Raw genomic sequence first — 21,346 nt, 5'->3', positions numbered from 1 at the left:
ACACGGGCTCCGACGCAGCGGCGGGCCGATCGGCTCCCACGGGTTCCGCCCGCACCGACTTGTGTGGCAACGGGTGCACCTGGGTGACCCCAATGCCACACAAGTTCGAAAGCCCGGCTCAGACCGAGCGGAACACCAGGAACGAGTGCGGCGGCACGGTGACCGACGAGCCGGCGGCCAACGGCTCCACCGACGCCGGCGCCCCGTCCGGGGTGCCGGAGGTCAGCTCGGGCACGAACGTCGTGTCGCCGAGCCAGGTCGGCAGCTCGACGTCGACGTCGCCGGCTCCGGAGTGCAGCACCAGCAGCAGCGAGGACGACGAGCGGACCCGGACGACGAGGGTCTCCTTGTGGTGGCCCCAGTCCTCGGCGCCGAGCTCGCGGGCGGTCTCGGAGAGCCAGACGATGTCCGGCACCTCGCCGGCCGGCAGGTCGGAGTGCCCGTAGTAGAAGTCGTCGCGGCGCAGTTCGGGCACCGACCGACGCAGGGCGAACACCCGGGCCACGAACCCCGCCAGGGCCGGATCGGCGTCCCACGACCGCCACGACGTCTCGTCGTCGAGGCAGTAGGCGTTGTTGTTGCCGTGCTGGGTGTGGCCGAGCTCGTCGCCGCCGAGCAGCATCGGGGTGCCGGCCGAGAGCCCGAGGGTGGCGAGCAGGTTCCGGGTCTGCCGCGCTCGCAGCTCCAGGACGGCGGGATCGTCCGTCTCACCCTCCACCCCGCCGTTCCAGGAGCGGTTGTCGTCCGTGCCGTCGCGGTTGTCCTCGCCGTTGGCCTCGTTGTGCTTGTGGTCGTAGGAGACGAGGTCGCGCAGGGTGAAGCCGTCGTGGGCGGTCACGAAGTTCACCGATGCGGCCGGACCCCGCCGCGGCCAGTAGATGTCCGAGGAGCCCGCGAGCCGCGTGACGATCTCCGACACGGCGCCCTCGCGCCGCCAGAAGTCGCGCACGCCGTCGCGGTAGCGCCCGTTCCACTCCGCCCACACCGCGCCGAACCCGCCGACCTGGTAGCCCTCGCCGGTCGCGTCCCACGGCTCGGCGATCAGCTTGACGCCGGACAGCACGGGGTCCGAGGCGAGCGCCGACAGCAACGGCGCGTCCCGCGAGAACCCCGAGCGTCCCGGCCGCCCGAGCGTCGACGCCAGGTCGAACCGGAACCCGTCCACGCCCATCTCGGTCACCCAGTACCGCAGGCAGTCGAGGACCAGGGCCGCCACCAGCGGTGATCCGGCGTCGAAGGTGTTGCCGCACCCGGTGAAGTCGATGTCCCGGCCGTCGGGCCCGATCTGGTACCACGACGGGGCGTCCAGCCCGCGCCACGACAGCGACGGCCCGCCGACCCCGCCCTCGCAGGAGTGGTTGAACACCACGTCGAGCACGACCTCGAGGTCGGCCGCGTGCAGGGCGTCGACCATCGCCCGGAACTCCGGGATCTCCTGCCCCCGCACCGAGGCGTAGCGCGGTTCCGGCGCGAGGTAGGCCAGCGTCGAGTAGCCCCAGTGGTTGTGCGCCCCGCGCGCCAGCAGCGACGGCTCCGGCGCGTTCGCGAACACCGGCAGCAGCTCGACGGTCGTGACGCCCAGCCGCGTGAGGTGCTCGAGCACCGCCGGGTGCGCCACGCCGGCGAACGTGCCGCGCTGGTGCTCCGGCACCTCGGGGTGCCGCATCGTCAGGTCACGCACGTGGGTCTCGTAGATCACCGTGTCCCGCCACGGGACCTCCGGCCGCTCCTTCCCGACGACGGGTGCGGGCTCCGGGACCAGCGCGAAGGGCACCCGCCCGGCCGAGTCGACGGCGGAGACCCGGCCGAACGGGTCGTCGTCGACGTGCGCGAGCGCGGCCCCGAGCGAGGTGAGGTTCCCGTCCACCCGGCGGGCCCACGGGTCCACGAGGAGCTTGGCCGGGTTGGTGCGCACCCCGGTCCGGGGCGACCACGGCCCGTGGACCCGCAGGCCGTATCCGGTGCCCGCCCCGACTCCCGCGACCTGCCCGCGCCACCAGCCCCCGTCGTCGGGAACGAGCTCCACCCGCCGTCCGGACTCCCAGGAGCCCTCCAGCAGGCACACCTCGACCGCCTCGGCGGTCGTCGTCGCGGGGACGGCGACCGACAGGGTGCCGTCCTCACCGAGCTCGACGCCGCGCAACGAGGTACCGGTGGGGCTGGTGGTGCGCATGGCGGTCGATCGTGCCCGATGAACCCCGTCCCCTCCCATGATCGCCCCGATCGGATCGGAGAGGATGGCCACTGTGAGCGCTGACCCGGTTCCGGCCACCGACGACCGCCCGCACGACGACGAGATCGTGCGCATGCGCGAGGTCTCGGTGCGCCGGGGCGGGAACCGGCTGGTCACCGGCATCGACTGGACCGTGGAGCTCGACGAGCGGTGGGTCGTGATCGGCCCGAACGGCGCCGGCAAGACGACGCTGCTGCGTCTCGCGGCGGCCGAGCTGCACCCGACGTCGGGCCTGGTGGACCTGCTCGGGGAGCGGATGGGCCGGGTCAACGTGTTCGAGCTGCGGGAACGGATCGGCCTCGCCTCCGCGGCCCTCGGCACCCGGGTGCCCGGCGACGAGCTCGTGCTCGACGTCGTGCGCTCCGCGGGCTACGGCGTGCTCGGCACCTGGCGGGAGACCTACGACGCGGTCGACGACGGGCGCGCCGAGGCCATGCTCGAGGTGCTGGGCGCCCTGCCGCTGGCCGGTCGGGCCTTCGGCACGCTGTCCTCCGGCGAGCGCCAGCGCACCCTGCTCGCGCGGGCGCTGATGACCGACCCGGAGCTGCTGCTGCTCGACGAGCCGGCGTCCGGGCTCGACCTCGGCGGCCGCGAGGACCTGGTGGCGGGCCTCACCGCGCTCGCCGCCGACCCCGACGGCCCGACCATGGTGATGGTCACCCACCACGTGGAGGAGATCCCGCCGGGCTTCACGCACGGGATGCTGCTGCGCGAGGGTGGGATCGTCGCGCAGGGCCTGCTCGACGACGTCATGACCTCGGAGAACCTCTCGGCCGCCTTCGGTCAGCCGCTCGAGCTGCTGAGCCGCCGCGGTCGCTTCACCGCCTACCGGCGCTAGGGTCGCGGCGATCAACCCAGAAGGAGCAGCTGTGACGGAGTTCGTGCGCCTCGAGGTCGAGGGCGGCATCGGCACCATCCGCCTGGACCGTCCGCCGATGAACGCGGTGAACCGCCAGGTCAACATCGAGCTGGCGCAGATCGCGTCGGAGGCGGCGCAGCGCGACGACGTGCGCGCGGTGATCGTCTACGGCGGCGAGAAGGTCCTCGCGGCCGGCGCCGACGTCAAGGAGATGGCCGACCTCACCTACGCGCAGATGGCCGCGCGGTCCCGCGAGCTCTCGCACGGGTTCGGGGCCGTCTCGGAGATCCCGAAGCCGACGGTGTGCGCGCTGACCGGCTACGCGCTCGGCGGCGGGTTCGAGATCGCGCTGTCCTGCGACCGCCGGATCGCCGGCGACAACGCGACGGTCGGCCTCCCGGAGATCCTGCTCGGCATCATCCCCGGCGGCGGCGGCACACAGCGCCTCGCGCGCCTGATCGGCCCGGCCAAGGCCAAGGACCTGATCTTCTCCGGGCGCTTCGTGAAGATGCCCGAGGCGCTGGAGCTGGGCATCGTCGACGAGGTCGTCGCGCCGGACGAGGTCTACACGCGGGCGCGCGCCTGGGCCGAGCAGTTCGCCAACGGCCCGACGCGCGCGCTCGCCGCCGCGAAGAACGCCATCGACCGCGGCCTCGGCATGGACCTGCGCGACGGCCTGGACTTCGAGTCCGAGGTGTTCGCCGCGCTGTTCGGCACCGAGGACCAGGTCATCGGCATGCGCAGCTTCGTCGAGAACGGGCCCGGCAAGGCCCAGTTCCTGGGTCGGTGAGCGTGGCTGCCTCGAACGGTCCAGCTCCGCTGCGCTCCGTATCCCCCACCCAGGCGGAGGTCGACGCCGCCTTCGACGACCCCAAGCTCGCCAACGTCCTCTACCACGACTGGGAGGCGGGGACGTACGACGAGAAGTGGTCGATCTCGTACGACGAGCGCTGCATCTCCTTCGCGGTCGGACGCTTCCGGGCGGTGGCCGGTGACGTCGGGCCGTTCGAGCACGCCCTCGAGATCGGCAGCGGCACCGGGTTCTTCCTGCTCAACCTCATGCAGGGCGGGATCGCGAAGAAGGGCACGGTCACCGACCTGTCCCCGGGCATGGTCGAGGTGGCCGTGCGCAACGCCGAGGGCCTCGGGCTCGACGTCGACGGCAAGGTCGCCGACGCCGAGACCATCCCGATGCCGGACGCGTCGGTCGACCTCGTCGTCGGTCACGCCGTGCTGCACCACATCCCCGACCTCGACCGGGCGTTCCGCGAGATCCTCCGCGTGCTGAAGCCGGGTGGCCGGTTCGTGTTCGCGGGGGAGCCGACGCGGATCGGCGACCTGTACGCGCGCAAGCTCGGCCAGGCGACCTGGTGGGCGACCACCAACCTGACGAAGCTCGGCCCGCTGCAGGGCTGGCGGCGTCCGCAGGCGGAGCTCGACGAGTCGTCGCGCGCGGCCGCGCTGGAGGCGGTCGTCGACCAGCACGTGTTCGACCCGGAGCGGCTGGAGCGGTTCGCGCTCGGCGCCGGGGCGGTCGACGTGCGGTGCGTGACCGAGGAGTTCGCGGCGGCCCTGTTCGGCTGGCCGGTGCGGACCTTCGAGGCCGCCGTGCCGCCGGAGAAGCTCGGGTTCCCGTGGGCGATGTTCGCCTACCGGTCCTGGCAGCGGCTCTCCTGGCTCGACGAGCACGTGCTCTCGCGGGTCGTGCCGCGCGGGTTGTTCTACAACGCGCTGGTCACCGGGGTGAAGCCCGCGGGTCCGGTCGAGCTGTAGGTGCCGTTCGCGTTCTCGGTCGCCGACGTCGCCTTCCTGACGTCGGGGGCCGGGCGCGCGGCGCTGTCGTCCTTCGTCCCGGGCGGGGACCCGCTGCGCGACGTCGCGGCGGCCCGGCGGCTCGTGGGGGAGGAGCACGCGGCCGCGCTGCTGGAGACGGCGCTGCTGCGCGCCCGGGCTGCGGGCCGGTTTTCCGACGGCTGGTTCTGGACCTCCGACGCGCTGGAGCAGGCCACCGCCGTCCCGGTCGCCGAGCACCGGGCGCGGCGCCTCGCGGCCGTGGCGGCGGACCGGGTGGTGCACGACGTGACCTGCTCGGTGGGCGTCGAGGTGGCCACGCTCTCGGCCGTGCTGGACCGCGTCGTCGGCTCGGACCTGGACCCGGTCCGCCTGGCGATGGCCCGGGCGAACGTGCCCGGCGCGTCGCTGGTCCGCGCCGACGCGCTGGCGCCTCCGACGCGGAACGCGGTCGTCGTCGCCGACCCGGCCCGTCGGACCGCCTCCGGCCGCCGCGTGCGCCGGCCGGACGAGATGGCCCCGCCACTCGCCGCACTGCCGGGCCCCGACCTCGTCGTGTCGACCGCCCCGGGGCTGGACTTCGGGCTCGTCCCGTGGGCCCGCGAGGTCGAGCTGGTGTCGCTGGACGGGCGGGTGCGCGAGGCCGCGCTGTGGTCCGCGGGACTCGTTCCCGACGGCGGGCCGCGGCGCCGGGCGACGGTCCTGAGCTCGACCGGGGACGGGTGGGAGCTCACCGACCTCGACGACGACACGTGCCCGGTGACGCCGGTGGACGAGTGGCTCGTCGACCCCGACGGCGCCGTCGTGCGGGCCGGCCTGGTCCGGCAGTACGCCGCCCGGCACGGCCTCGCCCAGCTCGACCCGCACCTGGCCTACCTGACCGGGCCCCACCCGCCGTCGGGAAGGGCGTTCCGCGTGCTGGAGGAGGGGCCGTACGGGGAGAAGCAGCTCCGGCAGGCGCTGCGACGCCGTGGGGTCGGACGGGTGGAGATCCTGGTGCGCGGGCTCGACGTCGAGCCGGACCGGCTGCGGCCGCGGTTGAAGCTCGCCGGGCCGCACGCGGCGACGGTCGTGCTCGCGCGCGTCGAGCGTGGCGCGCGGGCCTACGTGTGCGAGCCCAGCAACCCGTCCACGCCGCGCACGACGAGGTAGAGCCCGACGACCGTGGCGGCGCCGACGATGAGCGTCCGGCGATGGCGCACCCCGAAGGCCCGGACGGCCTCGGTCACCCGCTGCGCCTGCGCCGGGCGCAGGACGACGAGGGCGAGCGCGGCGGCGGGCAGGGAGAACCGGAGCACGTTGTAGAGGAGGACCTGGAACACGGCGCTCGCTGGTCCGGGCTGCGTCTCCAGGATCGCGACCAGTGCCGCCAGGTAGTAGAGCCCGGGCAGGTTGGTCGCGATCCCGGCAGCGGCCGCGACGGGCACGGTCGGGGTCCGCAGGCGCTCGGTGAGCGCCCCGAACCGACCCGGCCCGGCGTCGGGGGCCCGTTGTCCGAACCGCCCGGTCGCGTAGCCGACGGCGTACCCGAGCGCGGCCGCCCCGAGCAGGACGTCGACGACGTCCCGCCCGATCCCGGACTCCGAGGTGCCGGCGGTGGCCCCGAACACCAGGACCGCCCCGATCCCCACCGGCAGGCTCACCAGGAGTCCGCCGACGAGGTAGGCGGCGACGAGGCGGGCGGGCGTCCGGGCGAGCAGGAAGCCCGAGACCAGGGCGAGCGGTGTCGCGCGGACGGCGCTGAGCAGGCCGAGGACGATCGCCTCGGGACTCATGTGGCTTCGCCTGGTGAGCAGTAACGGTCGCTGTGACGACCCCTTCTGCTCACGTGCGCTCCGCGCACAACCGCCGCCGCAGCTCCGCCCGGACGAACGTCGCGTCCGCGTCGAGGGCGACGTCCACCGGGCGGCCCATGACGACGGCCTCGGCGCCGCGCATGTCGGCGATCGTCGCGCCCCGTCCGGGGCCGAACGACGTGTCGACGTCGACCGGCACCGGCATCGTCCGGACGGTCCCCGGGACGATCGCCTCGAGCACCGCGACCGCGTCGTGCACCGCGATCGCGGGCGTGCCGAAGCGGGCGGAGTAGGCCGCGAGGTAGGCGTCGCGGGTGGACGAGAGCGCGGCGCCGATCGGGGAGGTCCGCGCGAGGTCGTCGAGCCAGTCGGCGGAGAGCGTGATCCGCATGGTGAGGTCGAGCGGCACGAGGGTGGTCGGGACCCGGGACCCGGCGAGGATGCGCCGCGCCGCCTCCGGGTCGCCCCACACGTTGAACTCCGCGGCCGCGGTGACGTTGCCGCCGTAGGCCACCGAGCCGCCCATCAGGACGAACCGGCCGATCCTGGACTCCAGGTCCGGCCGGGCGGAGAGCAGCGTCGCGATGTTCGTGTAGGGCCCGATCGCGGCGATCGTCACCGGCTCGGTCGCCTGCTCGAGCACCGACGCCATGAGGGCCACCGCGCGCAGCGGGGACTCGTCGACGGGCGGGCCGAAGTCCAGCGCCTTCCCGCCGAGCCCGTCGTCACCGTGGACGTCGTCGGCGCGCTGGTCGAGCAGGTACACGAGCGGCCGGTCCGCGCCGCGGCCGACCGGGACGTCCGGGCGGCCGAAGGTGCCCAGGAGCCGGCGCGCGTTCTCGGTCGTCTGCTCGACGCCGACGTTGCCGTGCACCGTGGTCACGGCGAGCAGGTCCACCTCGGGGGCGAGGCAGGCCACGGCGAGGGCGAACGCGTCGTCGACGCCGGGGTCGGTGTCGATGATCAGGGGGGTCATGCGCGGCCCTCCAGGAAGGCGTCGAGGTCGGCGAGCGTGGGCAGCGCGGGCTGGGCGCCCGCGCGGGTGGCGGTGAGGGCCCCGACGGCGCAGGCCCGCGTCAGCGCCTCGTCGTCGGGACGGCCCTCGACCAGCGCCAGGGCGAGCGTCGCGGTGAAGGCGTCCCCGGCCGCGGTGCCGTCGACGGCGTCGACCTGCGGGGACGGGGCCTCCGCCGCGAGCGAGCCGTGACGGTACAGCGTCGCGCCGCTCGCCCCGTGGGTCACGACGAGGGCGGGCAGCGCCTCCAGGTCCGCGGTGCGGCCGAGGATGGCGTACTCGTCGTCGTTGACGCTGAGCAGGTCGACGGTCCGGAGCACCTCGGCCGGGACCTCCTTGGCCGGCGCCGCGTTGAGCACCGTGAAGCCGGTCGCGGCCATCGCGGCCGCGACGGCGTCGTCGGGGACCTCGAGGACGGTGAGGACCAGGTCGGCGTCGAGGTCGCCGGTCGACACGTGCCCGTTGGCGCCGGTGTCGATGACGATCGTGGTGTCGCCGTGGTCGTCGACCTGGATCAGCGCGGTGCCGGTCGGGGCGTCGTCCACCGTCGTCACCGCGCTCAGGTCCACACCCCCGTCCCGGAGGAGGGCGAGCGCCTCGTCGGCCAACGGGTCGGACCCCACCGCCCCGACCAGACGGACCGTCGCGCCCAACCGCGCGCAGGCCAGCGCCTGGTTGGCCCCCTTGCCCCCGGGGTGGCGGGTGACGCCGCGGCTGGTGAGCGTCTCGCCGGGGGACGGCAGGCGTTCGAGGCGCGCGACCAGGTCGAGGTTCACGCTGCCGACGACGGTCACCGATGTCACCGGCACATCCTGCCCGTACCCTCTCCGGGTGGGCAGTTGGGCGACCCGGAACGATCCGGACCAGGCGCGCCTCGTCTCGCTGGCGTCGCTGCGGTGGATCGTGCGTCACCGGGCGTGGACCCCGTGGTACCTCGTGCGCTACTGGCGGATCCTGAAGGTCCGGTGGCGGCAGCCGCACATCGTGCTGCGCGGGATGGTGTTCCTCGGCAAGGACGTCTCGTTGGAGTGCCGGCCGGGGCTCGGGCGCCTGGAGATCGGCCGGTTCACCCACATCGGCGACCGGACGAAGGTCCGCTGCCACGAGGGGTCGCTGCGCATCGGCGACAAGGCCGTGTTCGGCGCCGACAACACGATCAACGCCTATCTCGACGTCGAGTTCGGCGACGCCACGCTGCTGGCCGACTGGATCTACGTCTGCGACTTCGACCACCGCTACGAGGACATCCACCGCCCGATCAAGGACCAGGGCATCGTCAAGACCCCGGTCCGCGTCGGCCCGGAGACCTGGGTGGGCACGAAGGTGACCATCCTGCGCGGCACGACGGTGGGCCGCGGCTGCGTGCTCGGCGCGCACGCCGTGGTGAAGGGGATCGTCCCGGACTACGCGGTCGCGGTGGGCGCTCCGGCGCGGGTCGTCCGGGACCGGATCGCCGACTACGAGGCGGCCGCCGCCGAGCGGGCCGCGCTCGCCGACATCGCCCGCAAGACCGCGAAGGCCGCCGCGGAGGCGGCCCGGGACTAGTCGAGTTGGCACTGGTGGGTGCCCGGGACGCGCCGGCGGACCGACCATCGCCATCTCGACGCCCGGCTCAGGTCCGGCCGAAGACGTTCCCGCCGGGGATCTTCGGTCGCTCCAACGGGCCTTCTTCCCGACGACGGGTGGCGCGGTAGAGCGCGGCGGTGTCCGCTGCGATCGTGGGCCAGGCGAAGTCGGTGTCGAGGCGCGCGCGGGCCGTGTCGGCCCGGCGTCGGGACGCCTCGGGGTCGTCGAGCGCGGCGATCACCGCGGCGGCGCAGCCCGCGACGTCGCCCGGGTCGAACGACAGCCCGGTGACCCCGTCGAGCACCACCTCCCCGAGCCCGCCCGCCCGCGACGCGACGAGCGGGGCGCCGGCGGCGGCGGCCTCCAGCGCGACGATCCCGAACGGCTCGTAGCGCGACGGCAGGACGACGGCGTCGGCGGACCCGAGGAGCCGGGTGAGCGTGACGTCGTCGACGTGGCCGAGCATGACGACCGCCCGCCGCACCCGGGCCTCGCGGGCGCGCGCGGCGAGCCACGCGGCGTGCGAGCCGGAGCCGGCGATCATCAGCCGGGTCCCGGGGTGGGCGCGCCGGATCGCCGGGAGCGCGGCGATCACGTCCTGGATCCCCTTCTCCCACTCCAGCCGGCCGAACGTGACGAGCGTCCGCGGGCCGGATCGACGATGGGAGTTCTCTGCCACCGGACGACGCTCCACCGGCATCCCGGACCAGGCCGCCGCGTCGATCCCGTTGTGCAGGACGGTGATCCCGACCGGGTCGACGTCGAACAGGTCGGCGACCTCGGTGCGCATGGCGTGCGAGCAGGTCACCACGGCGTCCGCGGCGCTCGCGAGCCACCACTCCACGCTGTGGACCTGCTGGTTCAACGGCTGGGAGAGCCACCCGCCGTGCCGTCCGGCCTCGGTGGCGTGGACCGTCGCGACCAGCGGCACGTCGGCCAGGTCCCGGAGCGTGATCGCGGCGTGGGCGACGAGCCAGTCGTGGGCGTGCACCACCTCGGGCCGCCACCCGCGCAGCAGCCGGGCCGCGGCGCGGAGCAGCGCGTGGTTCATCGCGAGCGTCCAGGCGACGAGGTCGCGGACGAACTCTAGGTGCGGCGGGTCCTCGGCCACCCGCACGACCCGGACGCCGTCGACGACCGTGTCGCTCGTCGGGTGGGTCGAGGCGTCGGTGCCGGTGGGCTGGCGGGTGAGCACGACGACGTCGTGACCCTGCTCCGCGAGGTGCGTCGCGAGCGCCCCGACGTGGCGTCCCAGCCCGCCGACCACCACCGGCGGGTACTCCCAGGAGACGAGCAGGACCCTGGTCGGGGCGAGCGGAGCGACGGGGGATGTGGTCACGCGGTCACCAGCGTCCGGGCGCGGGCGGTGGCCAGCTGCCGCGCGTCGAGGTGACCGAACAGGTCGTCCTGCGCGGTGAACGACGCGGCCCGGCGCGCGGCCTCCTCGTGCCGGCCCGCCGGGAGCAGGTCGGTGAGCTCCCGGACCCGGTCGCGGTGCTCCGCGGCCCGTCGTCGGGCGTAGTGCGCGGCCGAGTCCTTGGTGACCATGAACGCCCAGTCGCTCGACAGCGCCAGCGCCGCCTGCACGGCGAGCGCGTCGAGCGTGGCGTCGCGGCCCGTCGAGCGGGGCACGCCGTCGACCGCGGCGAGGAGCCGGGTCGCGACCTCGGTGTTGTCGGCGACCATGTCGCGCACGGCCGCGCCGTCCCACACCCGCCAGTCCTTGCCCGAGCCCCACGACGACGGCGGGAGCACCACCGGCTCCTCGACGTGCCCGGCCTCGACCGCCCCCCGCAGGGTGGTGACGTGCACCCCGGCGTCGGGAAGCAGCGTCAGCACCTGCTCCAGCCAGGCCGGACCCTCGTGCCACCAGTGCCCGAACAGCTCGGTGTCGTAGGCCGCGACGACGAGCCCGGGCTTGCCCCTCCTGGCGTGCAGCTCCCGCAGCCGGCGCACCACCGTCGCGACGAAGTCCTGCGCGTCCTTCCCGACGGCGAGCGCGGCCCGGTCGGGCGCGTAGGGCGCCTTCGCGGCGACGCGCTTCCCGGTGACACGGAAGGGCTTGAAGCCCGAGGCGTGGTCGAAGGCGTGGAAGTCGCGGTAGTCGGGACCGCCGGGGTAGCCCGAGCGGGGCGACCACACCCGGTAGGTGACCTCGAGGTCGCGGCCGAACGCGACGACGTCGGACCCGTCGACCGGGTGCGCCGCCGCGGTGTCGCCGTGCAGGGCGGGGCCGTCCACGAGGAAGCGCCGCACGCCCGCGACGGCGTACTCGCGCTCCATCCCCGGTGCGTATCCGCACTCCGGAGCCCAGATGCCCTCAGGGCGGGAGCCGAGCCGACGGGTCGTGTCGCGGAGCCCGCCGTCGAGCAGGAAGCGGCGGACCCGGCCGGGCAGCAGCGGGCCGAACGGGTGCGTGACGGGGCCGCCGAGCAGTTCGACGACGCCGGCGTCGGCGAGGCCGCGGAACACCGGCGAGCCGCCGTGGCGCCAGGTGTGCTCGAACGTCTCCAGGGCCGCGGCGGCAGCGCGGTGCTCGCGGTAGGCGGTGTCCGGGAGCCGCGCGTGGGTCGCGTGGGCGCGCAGCTGCCAGTCGGCGAGCCAGGCGTGCATCGCGCGCAGCGTGTACGGGTGGTCGAGCTGGGCGGCGAGCACGGGCGTGACGCCGAGGGTGAGGACGTCCCGGTGTCCGCGCTCGGCCAGGCGGTGCAGCACGTCGACGACGGGCAGGTAGGAGTGCGCCCACGCCTGGTAGAGCCAGTCCTCACCGACCGGCCACGACCCGTGCCGGGCGAGCCAGGGCAGGTGGGAGTGCAGGACCAGGCAGAAGGTGCCCTCGCTCATCGCCCTCCTCGTCATCGTCGCCGCACGTTACTGCCGGGTAGGCGGTGATCTCGGGCCGGGATGACAATCCACCATGCTACCGTCGATGTTCCACCATGGAGGAACGATGGCGGCGCTGAACATCAAGAACGACGAGACGTACGCCCTCGCGCGGCAGTTGGCCGACGAGACCGGCGAGAGTCTCACCGAGGCCGTGACCACCGCGGTGAAGGAGCGGCTCGCCCGGCTGGCGCTGCGCACCGAGGACGACGAGTTCGAGGCGCGGTTGGCGGCGATCCGCGAGATCGCCGCTGACGCGGCCGCGCGGTGGGGGCCGTACGACCCGGACGAGGATCCGACGGCATTCCTCTACGACGAGGAGACGGGGCTGCCGCGGTGATCGTCGACTCGTCGGCGCTGGTGGCGATCCTGCGGCGCGAGGAGGACGCCGAGCGCTACGCGCGTGCCCTCGCCGCGTCGGCGCGGACCCGGTTGTCGGCGGCCACGTACCTCGAGGTCGCCATCGTGATCGACGGGCACCGGGAACCGGTGCTGAGCCGGACGCTCGACGCCCTGCTGCAGACGGCGGCGATCGAGATCGTCGACCTCACGGCGCGCCAGGCGGAGATCGCCCGGCAGGCGCACCGGGACTTCGGACGGGGTTCCGGGCACCCGGCGAAGCTGAACTACGGCGACTGCTTCTCCTACGCGCTGGCCATCGAGACCGGGGAGCCCCTGCTCTACAAGGGGGACGACTTCGTCCACACCGACGTCAGGTCGGCCGTACCGCGCTGATCACGAGGTCGAGTGAGGCGTCGACGTCGTCGGCACGCAGCTCGAACTCGTCGACGGTGACGGCCTCCACGTCGGCCGTCAGCGCGTCCGGCCACGGGGCGCCCGAGAGCGCCAGCGCGATCTGCGCGTCGACGATCGACCCGCCGTGCCGCGCGTCGCGCTCGCGCAGGGCGGCGCCGTGGTGGAGCCCGCGCACCTCGACGCGGGAGAACCCGGCGTCGGGAAGCATCGCCGTGAGGTCCTCGGCCGCGAGCTCGCGGGTGTGGAAGGGGTTGAGCGGGCGGTCGTCGAGGGCGTTGCCGGGGGAGAAGGTGAGGCGGTTGGGCGTGGAGCAGTGCAGCCGGCCGCCCGGGCGCAGCACGCGGGCGCACTCGCGCAGGAACCCCGGCTGGTCCCACAGGTGCTCGATGACCTGCAGGTTCACCACCACGTCGACCGAGGCGTCGGGCAGCGGGAGGCGCTGCAGGTCGGCGCGGACCACGTCGAGCCCGTAGCGACGGCGGACGTGCACGGCCGTGGCCTCCTCCAGCTCCAGCCCGATCACGCGCTCGGCGACGCCGGCGAGCAGCGCGGCGCCGTAGCCCTCGCCCACCCCGGCCTCGAGCACGACGGCGTCGCGGCAGTCGTCACGCAGCGCGAGGTACACCGCCTCGTGGCGGCGGAACCAGTAGTTCTCCGCCGGGATGCCGGGCACGGTGCGCTCGCCGGTCAGCGGCAGGGTCTCGCTCACGGGGCGCCATCCTCGCCGAGCAGGGCGCCGGACGTGCCGCGGGGCCCGGCCGTGGAGGTGCCGACCACGGCCCGCTGTCGCTACGGCCCGGGTGGGTTAGGTTGGGCTCACCTCAGTCGAGGGAGGACCCGTGACCGCGCTCACCGACCGCCCGGCGGGGACGACCGTCCCGCGCACGCGGCGCCCGACGCTCGTCGTCGGGATCGCGGTGGTGGCGCTCCTCGCCGCCGGGGTGCTCTCGATCATGGTCGGGGCGGCCCTGCTGAGCCCCGCGCAGGTGTGGGCCGGGCTGACCGGGACCGGGGTCGACCAGTCGGTCGCGATCGTGCAGGACCTGCGGGTGCCGCGGACGCTGCTCGGGGCCCTCGTCGGGATCGCCCTCGGGGTCGCCGGGGCGTTGATGCAGGGCCACACGCGCAACCCGCTCGCGGATCCCGGCCTGCTCGGGGTGAGCGCGGGGGCGGGCTTCCTGCTCGTGGTCGCGATCCAGTTCCTCGGCATCTCGAGCCTCTACGGCACGGTGTGGTTCGGCTTCGCCGGCGCCGGGCTCGCGAGCGTGCTGGTGTTCGGCCTGGCCTCCCTCGGCGGCAGCCGCGCCGGCGGCCCGACCCCGGTCACGCTCGCCCTCGCCGGCGTCGCGGTCAGTGAACTGCTCATCGCGATCACGTCCGCGCTGGTCCTGCGCGACACGTCCTCGCTCGACGCCTACCGCTTCTGGTCCGCGGGCGCCCTCGACGACAAGGACTCGCTCGCCTCGCTGCAGATCGCCCCGTTCGTGCTCGCCGGGCTGGTCCTCGCGGCGATCAACGCGCCGGGCCTCAACGTGCTCGCCCTCGGCGAGGACAATGCCCGCGGCCTCGGACACCACGTCGGCCGCGCCCGGGCGCTCGGGATCGCCGCCATCACGCTGCTCGCCGGGTCCGCCGTGGCGGTGGCGGGGCCGATCTCCTTCGTCGGCCTCGTCGCGCCGCACATCGCCCGCTTCTTCACCGGCCCCGACCACCGCTGGCTGCTCCCGGTCGCCGGCCTGGGCGGGGCGACGCTGGTGCTGGTCGCCGACGTCGTCGGCCGGCTCGTGGTGCGGCCCGGGGAACTGCAGGTCGGGATCGTGCTGGCCGTGGTCGGGGCGCCGTTCTTCATCGCGCTCGTGCGGCGGCGGAAGCTGGCACGGCTGTGACGGGGGACGGGGCGCAGCGGAGCTCGACCCTCGGGGCCGGGGTCCTGACGACGGCCCGGCGCGGGTTCCGGGCCGGGCCCGTCACCGGCGTGTGGCGTACCCGGGCGGTCGTCGTGGCGGTCGTCGCCGCGGTGCTGCTGGTGCTGGTGTCCGCGGTCAACCTGGGCCGCGGCGACTTCCCGATCCCGGTCACCGAGGTGATCCGCATCCTGCTCGGCGGCGGCGACTCGGCCGACGCCTACATCGTGACCGAGCTCCGGCTCCCGCGGACGCTCACCGGGGTGTTCGTGGGCGCCGCGCTCGGACTCTCCGGGGCGCTGACCCAGGCTGTCGTCCGGAACCCGCTGGCCAGCCCGGACATCCTCGGCGTCACCGACGGCGCGAGCCTGTTCGCCGTCGGGTCGGTGGTCCTCGCGGGCGGGGCGGGCGTGTCCGGGCTCGCGGTGTCGCCGATCGGCACCCCGGTCGCGGCCCTGGCGGGCGGGCTGATCGCCGCCGCCCTGGTCTACGCGCTGGCGTACCGCAAGGGGCTCGACGGGTTCCGCCTGCTCCTCGTCGGCATCGGGGTCAGCTCGGCGTCGGTGTCGCTCACGACCTACCTGCTGGTGTCGGCGAACGTCCAGCAGGCCGGCCAGGTGCTGACCTGGCTGCGGGGGTCGCTGGCCAGCCGCTCGTGGGAGAACGTGGTGCCCGCGGGGATCGTCCTGGCGGTCGGGCTGCCGCTCGCGATCGTCCTGGCGTTCCGGCTCGCCGCCCTCGAGCTCGGCGACGAGTCCGCCCGGGGGCTCGGGGTGCGGGTGGACCGTGCCCGGGCCGGGGTGGTCGGCGTCGCCGTGGTGCTGGCGGCCGTGGCGACCGCCTGCGCCGGGCCGATCCGGTTCGTCGCCCTCGTCGTCCCGCAGATCATGCTGCGCCTCTCCGGGGGCTCGCGGCCGCCGCTGATGGGCTCCGCCCTGGGCGGGGCGCTGCTCGTGGTGGCCGCGGACCTGGTCGCGCGCACCGTGCTCGGCGAGGCGGTGCCGGTCGGGGTCGTCACGGTCGTCGTCGGCGCCCCCTACCTGATCTACCTGCTCGTGCGCCGGACCCGGAGGAGGACCGTATGACGACGGACCTGACCAGACCTGCCGTCGGGACCTCGACGAGGACCCGGCTGCGCACCGAGGGACTGCAGGTCGGCTACGGCGAGAAACTCGTCGTGGGCGCGGCCAGCCCGGAAGACGGAAAGCAGGGCCTGGACCTCGACGTCGTCGAGGGCACCGTGACCGCGGTCATCGGGCCGAACGGTTGCGGCAAGTCGACCCTGCTGCGGGCCATGGCCCGCCTGCTCGCGCCGCGCCACGGGCACGTGCTGCTCGACGGCGAGCGCATCGACCGGATGCCGTCGAAGCAGGTCGCGACCGTGCTGGGCGTGCTGCCGCAGGACCCGGTGGCGCCCGAGGGGCTCGTCGTCGCGGACCTCGTGGCCCGGGGCCGGCATCCGCACCAGCGGTGGTTCCGGCAGTGGAGTCCCGACGACGAGGCGGTGGTGGCCGAGGCGCTCGCCTGGACCGGGACCTCCGAGTTCGCCGACCGTCCGCTCGAGACGCTCTCCGGCGGGCAGCGGCAGCGGGTGTGGATCTCGATGGCGCTCGCGCAGGGCACCGACGTGCTGCTGCTCGACGAGCCGACGACGTTCCTCGACCTCGCCCACCAGGTCGACGTGCTCGACCTCGTCGAACGGCTGCACCGCGAGCGGGGCCGGACCGTGGTGATGGTCCTGCACGACCTCAATCTCGCCGCGCGGTACGCGGACCGGCTCGTCGCCATGCGCGACGGCCGGATCGCGTGCTCCGGCGCCCCGGCCGACGTGCTCACCGAGCAGACGATGCGCGACGTCTTCGGCCTGGAGGCGAAGGTGGTGGAGGACCCCGTCTCGGGCACGCCGCTGGTGCTCCCGATCGGGCGTCGGCACCGCGGACGTGACGATTCGGACAGTTGACCTTCGAGTCGAATTAGGTAAGCCTCACCTCCGACTTCATCACCGTCCGTCCGGAGCCGCATCCATGAGTCCCCGCCGGCGCCCCTTCGTGGCGCTCCTCCTCGGCATCGTCGCCGCCCTCGTGCTGTCCGCCTGCGGAGGCGGCTCGGAGTCGGGCAGCACCGCGTCCTCGGCCCTGGCCGCGCCCGGCTTCCCGGTGACGATCACCCACAAGTTCGGGCAGACCACGATCCCGACCAAGCCGGTCCGGGTCGTCACCGTCGGCTACAACGACGTCGACTTCGCCCTCGCTCTCGGCGTGGTGCCGGTGGGGGAGCGGCAGTTCCTCGGCTCCTTCGACGCCGCGAACCGCCCCTGGGCGCAGCAGGCGCTCGGCGGGCAGCGCCCCGAGCTCGTCGGCGGCAACCAGATCGACGTGGAGAAGGTCGCCTCGCTGCGGCCCGACCTCATCCTCGGCGTCTACTCCTACATGGAGCGTGCCGACTACGACGCGCTCTCGCGCATCGCGCCGACGATCGCCGACCCGCAGGACGGCGTCGCCGTGCCGTGGCAGGAGCAGACCCGGATCACCGGTCAGGCCCTGGGCGAGAGCGCGCGGGCCGACCAGGTCATCGCGAGCGTCGAGCAGAAGTTCACCGACGCCAAGAACGCCAACCCGCAGTTCGCCGGCAAGACCGTCGCCGTCGACCTCACCGCGAACGGCTCGACGAACTCGCTCGGCACCGACGACCTGCGCACGCAGCCGTTCACCGGGCTCGGCATGCAGGTCGCGCCGACCACCCAGGAGCTCTCCTCCGAGCAGCTCGGCGAGCTGAACAAGGACGCGCTGGCGGTGTTCGGTGCCGACGAGGCGACCACGCGTGCGATCCCGACCTTCAACACCCTCCCCGTGGTGCAGGCCGGCCGCGTCGCGTTCCTCGGCGGTGAGACCTCGGTGTTCGCCGGCGCCGTCGGCTTCGGCAGCCCGCTGTCGCTGCCCTACGCGATCGACGCGATGGTGCCGCCGCTCGCCCAGGCCCTGCGCTGATCGGAGCAGGATCATGACGAACGAACGGCACTCTCGTAGCGTTGATGCGCCCGAGAGTGCCGTTCGTTCCGTCCTGGGCGGCGCACTCCGTGCGCGCCGCGGACCGATCGCCGCCGCGACCGTCCTGTTCTGCGGTCACCAGGCGGGGGAGGCCCTCGTCCCGGTGCTCGTCGGCGTAGTCATCGACCGCGCCGTCGCCACCGGCGACCCGGGCGCCCTCGTCGGGTGGCTCGCCCTCCTCGGGCTCGACTTCCTCGTCCTGTCCTTCTGCTACCGCTGGGGCGCCCGCCGCTCCTGGTACGCCGACGTCACCACCGACCAGTCCCTGCGGCTGCAGGTCGCCGAGCGGGTCCTCGACCCGCGCGGCGGCGCCGAGACCGGGCGCCTGCCCGGCGAGCTCACCTCGGTGGCCGTGAACGACGCGAAGCGGGTGGGCGTCGTCGCCTTCGCCCTGCCGCTCGGGATCGCCGCGCTGGCCGCGATGGCGGTCGCCGCCACCGTGCTGCTGACCTCGTCGCCGGTCCTCGGCGTGCTCGTCCTCGTCGGCACGCCGCTGCTGCTCGCCGCCGTGCACTACCTCGGCCGCCCGCTGGAGCGCCGCTCCGGCCCGGAGCAGGAGGCCGCGGCCCGCGCGTCGGGCGTCGCGGCCGACCTCGTCGAGGGCTTCCGCGTCCTCGGCGGGCTCCGGGCCCAGCCCGCGGCGGTCACCCGCTACGTCGGTGCCTCCCGGGCCGCGCTGGCCGCGACCCTCGGCGCCACCCGCGCCCAGGCGCTCTACCAGGGCGCGGTGCTCGCCGCGAACGGCCTCTTCCTCGCCCTCGTGGCGCTCGTCGGCGGTCGGCTGGCGGCCTCCGGCGTGATCTCGGTGGGGGAGCTGGTCGCCGCCGTCGGCCTGGCCCAGTTCCTCGTGACGCCCCTGCAGATCCTCGGGTGGGTCAACGGCCGGCTCGCGCAGGGCCGGGCGTCGTCGCGGCGGATCGCCGACGTGCTGTCCGCGCCGTATGCGGTCGACGTTGCGCGTGAGGGGAACCCTCATCCCACAAGAGCGCTCGAATCCTCCCCTCACGAACTCGGCAAGGGCGAGCTCAGCGCCCGCGGCCTGCTGTCCGGTGTCGACCTCGAGCTCGAGCCGGGCGCCCACGTCGGGGTGGTGTGCGCCGACCCCGCGGACGCCGCCGCGATCGTCCGCACCCTGGCCCGCGAGACCTCGACGCCCGCCGTCGTGACCCTCGACGGCACCGACGTGGCCACCCTCGCCCCCGCCGTTTCCCGACGACGGGTGCTGGTCGCCGCCCACGACGCCGTCCTGTTCTCCGGCACCGTCGCCGAGACGGTCGGCGCCGCGGCCGCCGGCGACGTCGCCCCGGCCCTCGCCGCCGCGCACGCCGACCAGGTCGCCGAGGTGCTGCCCGACGGGCTCGACAGCGCCGTGTCCGAGCAGGGCCGCTCGCTCTCGGGCGGCCAGCGCCAGCGGCTCGCGCTCGCCCGGGCGCTCGCGGCCGACCCGCCCGTGCTCGTCCTGCACGACCCGACCACCGCGGTCGACGCCGTCACCGAGGCCCGGATCGCGGCGGGCGTCGCGGCCCTGCGCGCGGGCCGGACCACGCTCGTCGTCGCGACCCGCCCCGCCCTGCTGGCCGCCACCGACCGCGTCGTGCACGTCGTCGACGGCCGGGTCGCCGCCGGCGGGACGCACGCGACGCTCCTCGCCGACCCCACCTACCGCGGAGCCCTCGGATGAGCCGGACCCTGCTGCCGGTCGCCCCGGCGGCGCGCATCCGTGTCGTGCTCGTCGGTCTGTTGCGCGAGCGGCGGGGCGTGGTGCTCGGCGGTCTGCTGGCCCTGCTCGCGAGCGCCGGGGCGAGCATGGCGGTCGCGCCGCTGCTCGGCCTGGTCGTGGACGTCGTCGTGCAGCGCCGCGGGCCGGACGCCGTCACCGCCCCCGTGCTCGGACTCGTCGCGGCCGCCCTCGCGCAGGGCGCGCTCGCGGTGCTCGGCGGCGCGCTCGTGGCGCGGGCCGGGGAGGGCCTGCTCGCCGACCTGCGGGAGCGCTTCGTCGCCCGGGCGCTGTCGCTGCCGCTCGCGCGGGTGGAGGAGGCCGGCGCCGGTGACCTCACCAGCCGCGTGACCTCCGACCTCTCCCTGGTCGGCGACGCCGTGCGTGAGGCGGTGCCGAACGTGGCGCGGGGCGGGTTGGTGATCCTCGCGACCCTCGTCGGGCTCGCCGCCCTGGACTGGCGCTTCCTCATCGCCGCGCTCGTCGCGCTCCCGGTCCAGGCGCTCACGGCGCGCTGGTACCTGCGGCGCTCGACCCCGCTCTACGCCGAGCAGCGCCAGGTGGGCGGAGCGCAGCAGCAGCAGCTGCTCGACACCGTCGGCGGGATCGGCACGGTGCGCTCCCTCGTGCTCCACGACGACCACCGCGACCGGGTGTCCTCGCGTGCCGCCGACGTCGTGGCGCTCGCCCTGCGGGTGGTCCGGCTGCAGACCGGGTTCTTCGGGCGGCTCAACCTCGCCGAGTTCCTCGGGATCGCCGCGGTGCTCGCGACGGGGACGTGGCTGGTCTCGATCGACGCGGCGTCGGTCGGCACCGCCAGCGCCGCGGCGCTCTACTTCGTCGCGCTGTTCACGCCGATCAACGAGACGCTCTTCCTGCTCGACACCGTGCAGTCCGCGGGTGCCTCGCTGGCCCGCGTGGTCGGGGTGGCGGACCTCGAGCCGGCCCCGGAACGGCCGCCGGGGGAGGACGGGACGGTCGCGGTCCGCGGCGTGCACCACGCCTACGTCGCCGGCCACGAGGTGCTCTCCGACGTCGACCTGGAGGTCCCGGCGGGCTCCCGCGTGGCCCTCGTCGGGGCGAGCGGGGCCGGCAAGACGACGCTCGCCGGGCTCGTCGCGGGGGTCCACGTCCCGACGGCGGGCTCGGTGCACGCGGGCCGGGTCGGGCTCGTGACCCAGGAGGTCCACGTCTTCGCCGGGACCCTCGCCGACGACCTCCGCCTCGCCGCCCCGTCCGCGTCGTCGTCGGACCTGGAGGCCGCCCTCGAGGCCGTGGGCGCCGCGGGGTGGGTGGCCGCGCTGCCGGACGGGATCGACACCGTCGTCGGGGCCGGCGGACACGGGCTGACCGGCGCGCAGGCCCAGCAGCTGGCGCTCGCCCGCCTGCTCCTCGCCGACCCGCCGGTCGCGGTGCTCGACGAGGCGACGGCCGAGGCGGGGAGCTCCGGCGCGCGGGCCCTCGACGACGCGGCCGACCGGGTGCTCGCCGGCCGCACCGGGATCGTGGTCGCCCACCGTCTGGTGCAGGCCGCGACGGCCGACCGGATCGTCGTCATGGACGCCGGCCGGATCGTGGAGTCCGGCACGCACGACGAACTGCTCGCTGCCGGGGGGCGCTACGCCCGGCTCTGGTCGACCCAGCAGGCCTGACGCCGGGTCGCCTCTCGGTGACAGCAATGCGTCACTGCTGTCGTCCAGTGACAGGAAAGCCACACCGTCGGCGGCCGACCCCGCGGGGTGCAGCTCGCCGGGTATCCCGACCCCACATGACAGCGAA

The 21,346-nt window shown here is 74.8% G+C and carries 20 protein-coding genes; 13 read left to right on the top strand and 7 right to left on the bottom strand.

What is annotated here, in order from left to right:
- Positions 1-118: 118 nt before the first annotated feature.
- Positions 119-2,173 carry a glycogen debranching protein GlgX gene (glgX, locus tag BJ983_RS14165; protein WP_179794363.1) on the bottom strand — a complete coding sequence of 685 codons (2,055 nt, stop codon included), beginning with the start codon at positions 2,171-2,173 and terminating at the stop codon, positions 119-121.
- A 133-nt stretch (positions 2,174-2,306) separates the two neighbouring features.
- On the opposite strand from glgX, the gene BJ983_RS14160 reads away from it, so the two are divergent.
- Genes BJ983_RS14160 through BJ983_RS14145 form a run of 4 tightly spaced genes read left to right on the top strand, consistent with a single transcriptional unit; the run spans position 2,307 to position 6,035 of the window.
- Positions 2,307-3,071, top strand: coding sequence for an ABC transporter ATP-binding protein (locus tag BJ983_RS14160; RefSeq protein ID WP_425484808.1), 765 nt, complete (start codon positions 2,307-2,309; stop codon positions 3,069-3,071).
- Positions 3,072-3,102: 31 nt separating this feature from the next.
- On the top strand, positions 3,103-3,882 hold the full coding sequence (locus BJ983_RS14155; protein ID WP_179794361.1) for an enoyl-CoA hydratase-related protein: 780 nt from the start codon (positions 3,103-3,105) through the stop codon (positions 3,880-3,882).
- Positions 3,879-4,865 carry a class I SAM-dependent methyltransferase gene (locus BJ983_RS14150; protein ID WP_343054150.1) on the top strand — a complete coding sequence of 329 codons (987 nt, stop codon included), beginning with the start codon at positions 3,879-3,881 and terminating at the stop codon, positions 4,863-4,865. The genes BJ983_RS14155 and BJ983_RS14150 overlap by 4 nt, the downstream gene beginning before the upstream one ends.
- Positions 4,866-6,035 carry a THUMP-like domain-containing protein gene (locus BJ983_RS14145; RefSeq protein ID WP_179794360.1) on the top strand — a complete coding sequence of 390 codons (1,170 nt, stop codon included), beginning with the start codon at positions 4,866-4,868 and terminating at the stop codon, positions 6,033-6,035.
- Here the strand turns inward: BJ983_RS14145 and BJ983_RS14140 are convergent.
- The 3 genes from BJ983_RS14140 to BJ983_RS14130 are packed head-to-tail and all read right to left on the bottom strand — an operon-like array spanning position 5,987 to position 8,497.
- The gene (locus tag BJ983_RS14140) at positions 5,987-6,658 is read right to left on the bottom strand and encodes a GAP family protein (protein WP_179794359.1); all 672 of its coding nucleotides are present in this window, start codon (positions 6,656-6,658) and stop codon (positions 5,987-5,989) included. The genes BJ983_RS14145 and BJ983_RS14140 overlap by 49 nt on opposite strands.
- A gap of 49 nt (positions 6,659-6,707) precedes the next feature.
- The gene (locus tag BJ983_RS14135; RefSeq protein ID WP_179794358.1) at positions 6,708-7,655 is read right to left on the bottom strand and encodes a nucleoside hydrolase; all 948 of its coding nucleotides are present in this window, start codon (positions 7,653-7,655) and stop codon (positions 6,708-6,710) included.
- Complete coding sequence (locus BJ983_RS14130; protein ID WP_179794357.1) at positions 7,652-8,497, bottom strand: PfkB family carbohydrate kinase; 846 nt, start codon at positions 8,495-8,497, stop codon at positions 7,652-7,654. The genes BJ983_RS14135 and BJ983_RS14130 overlap by 4 nt, the downstream gene beginning before the upstream one ends.
- 28 nt (positions 8,498-8,525) lie before the next feature.
- On the opposite strand from BJ983_RS14130, the gene BJ983_RS14125 reads away from it, so the two are divergent.
- Complete coding sequence (locus BJ983_RS14125) at positions 8,526-9,239, top strand: acyltransferase (protein WP_179794356.1); 714 nt, start codon at positions 8,526-8,528, stop codon at positions 9,237-9,239.
- A gap of 67 nt (positions 9,240-9,306) precedes the next feature.
- Here BJ983_RS14125 and BJ983_RS14120 read toward each other — a convergent pair whose 3' ends face one another.
- Both BJ983_RS14120 and BJ983_RS14115 read right to left on the bottom strand, forming a co-directional pair.
- A complete protein-coding gene (locus BJ983_RS14120) occupies positions 9,307-10,599 on the bottom strand; it encodes a glycosyltransferase (RefSeq protein WP_179794355.1) in 1,293 nt (430 codons plus the stop codon).
- Positions 10,596-12,104 carry a 1,4-alpha-glucan branching protein domain-containing protein gene (locus tag BJ983_RS14115; RefSeq protein WP_179794354.1) on the bottom strand — a complete coding sequence of 503 codons (1,509 nt, stop codon included), beginning with the start codon at positions 12,102-12,104 and terminating at the stop codon, positions 10,596-10,598. Before BJ983_RS14115 ends, BJ983_RS14120 begins: the two co-directional genes overlap by 4 nt.
- 106 nt (positions 12,105-12,210) lie before the next feature.
- Here BJ983_RS14115 and BJ983_RS14110 point away from each other — a divergent pair, with 106 nt between their 5' ends.
- Both BJ983_RS14110 and BJ983_RS14105 read left to right on the top strand, forming a co-directional pair.
- Positions 12,211-12,483, top strand: coding sequence for a type II toxin-antitoxin system VapB family antitoxin (locus BJ983_RS14110; RefSeq protein ID WP_179794353.1), 273 nt, complete (start codon positions 12,211-12,213; stop codon positions 12,481-12,483).
- A complete protein-coding gene (locus BJ983_RS14105) occupies positions 12,480-12,878 on the top strand; it encodes a PIN domain-containing protein (protein ID WP_179794352.1) in 399 nt (132 codons plus the stop codon). The genes BJ983_RS14110 and BJ983_RS14105 overlap by 4 nt, the downstream gene beginning before the upstream one ends.
- Here BJ983_RS14105 and BJ983_RS14100 read toward each other — a convergent pair.
- A complete protein-coding gene (locus BJ983_RS14100) occupies positions 12,856-13,608 on the bottom strand; it encodes a methyltransferase domain-containing protein (protein WP_179794351.1) in 753 nt (250 codons plus the stop codon). The genes BJ983_RS14105 and BJ983_RS14100 overlap by 23 nt on opposite strands.
- Positions 13,609-13,738: 130 nt before the next feature.
- On the opposite strand from BJ983_RS14100, the gene BJ983_RS14095 reads away from it, so the two are divergent.
- The 6 genes from BJ983_RS14095 (at position 13,739) to BJ983_RS14070 (ending at position 21,219) form a co-directional block, all read left to right on the top strand.
- A complete protein-coding gene (locus tag BJ983_RS14095) occupies positions 13,739-14,785 on the top strand; it encodes an iron chelate uptake ABC transporter family permease subunit (protein ID WP_179794350.1) in 1,047 nt (348 codons plus the stop codon).
- Positions 14,782-15,888 carry an iron chelate uptake ABC transporter family permease subunit gene (locus BJ983_RS14090; RefSeq protein WP_179794349.1) on the top strand — a complete coding sequence of 369 codons (1,107 nt, stop codon included), beginning with the start codon at positions 14,782-14,784 and terminating at the stop codon, positions 15,886-15,888. Before BJ983_RS14095 ends, BJ983_RS14090 begins: the two co-directional genes overlap by 4 nt.
- A complete protein-coding gene (locus tag BJ983_RS14085; protein ID WP_218890275.1) occupies positions 15,885-16,763 on the top strand; it encodes an ABC transporter ATP-binding protein in 879 nt (292 codons plus the stop codon). Before BJ983_RS14090 ends, BJ983_RS14085 begins: the two co-directional genes overlap by 4 nt.
- A 64-nt stretch (positions 16,764-16,827) precedes the next feature.
- A complete protein-coding gene (locus tag BJ983_RS14080; RefSeq protein WP_218890273.1) occupies positions 16,828-17,790 on the top strand; it encodes an iron-siderophore ABC transporter substrate-binding protein in 963 nt (320 codons plus the stop codon).
- A gap of 13 nt (positions 17,791-17,803) precedes the next feature.
- Positions 17,804-19,531 (top strand): ABC transporter transmembrane domain-containing protein, encoded by a 1,728-nt coding sequence (locus BJ983_RS14075; protein WP_179794348.1) that lies wholly within the window; start codon positions 17,804-17,806, stop codon positions 19,529-19,531.
- Entirely contained in the window at positions 19,528-21,219 is a 1,692-nt protein-coding gene (locus BJ983_RS14070) for an ABC transporter ATP-binding protein (protein ID WP_179794347.1), read from the top strand. Before BJ983_RS14075 ends, BJ983_RS14070 begins: the two co-directional genes overlap by 4 nt.
- Positions 21,220-21,346 lie beyond the last annotated feature (127 nt).

The organism is Actinomycetospora corticicola, from assembly GCF_013409505.1.
Classification (GTDB): domain Bacteria; phylum Actinomycetota; class Actinomycetes; order Mycobacteriales; family Pseudonocardiaceae; genus Actinomycetospora; species Actinomycetospora corticicola.
Note: the sequence above shows the minus strand (reverse complement) of the source record. Positions and strands in the feature narration are given on the sequence as shown.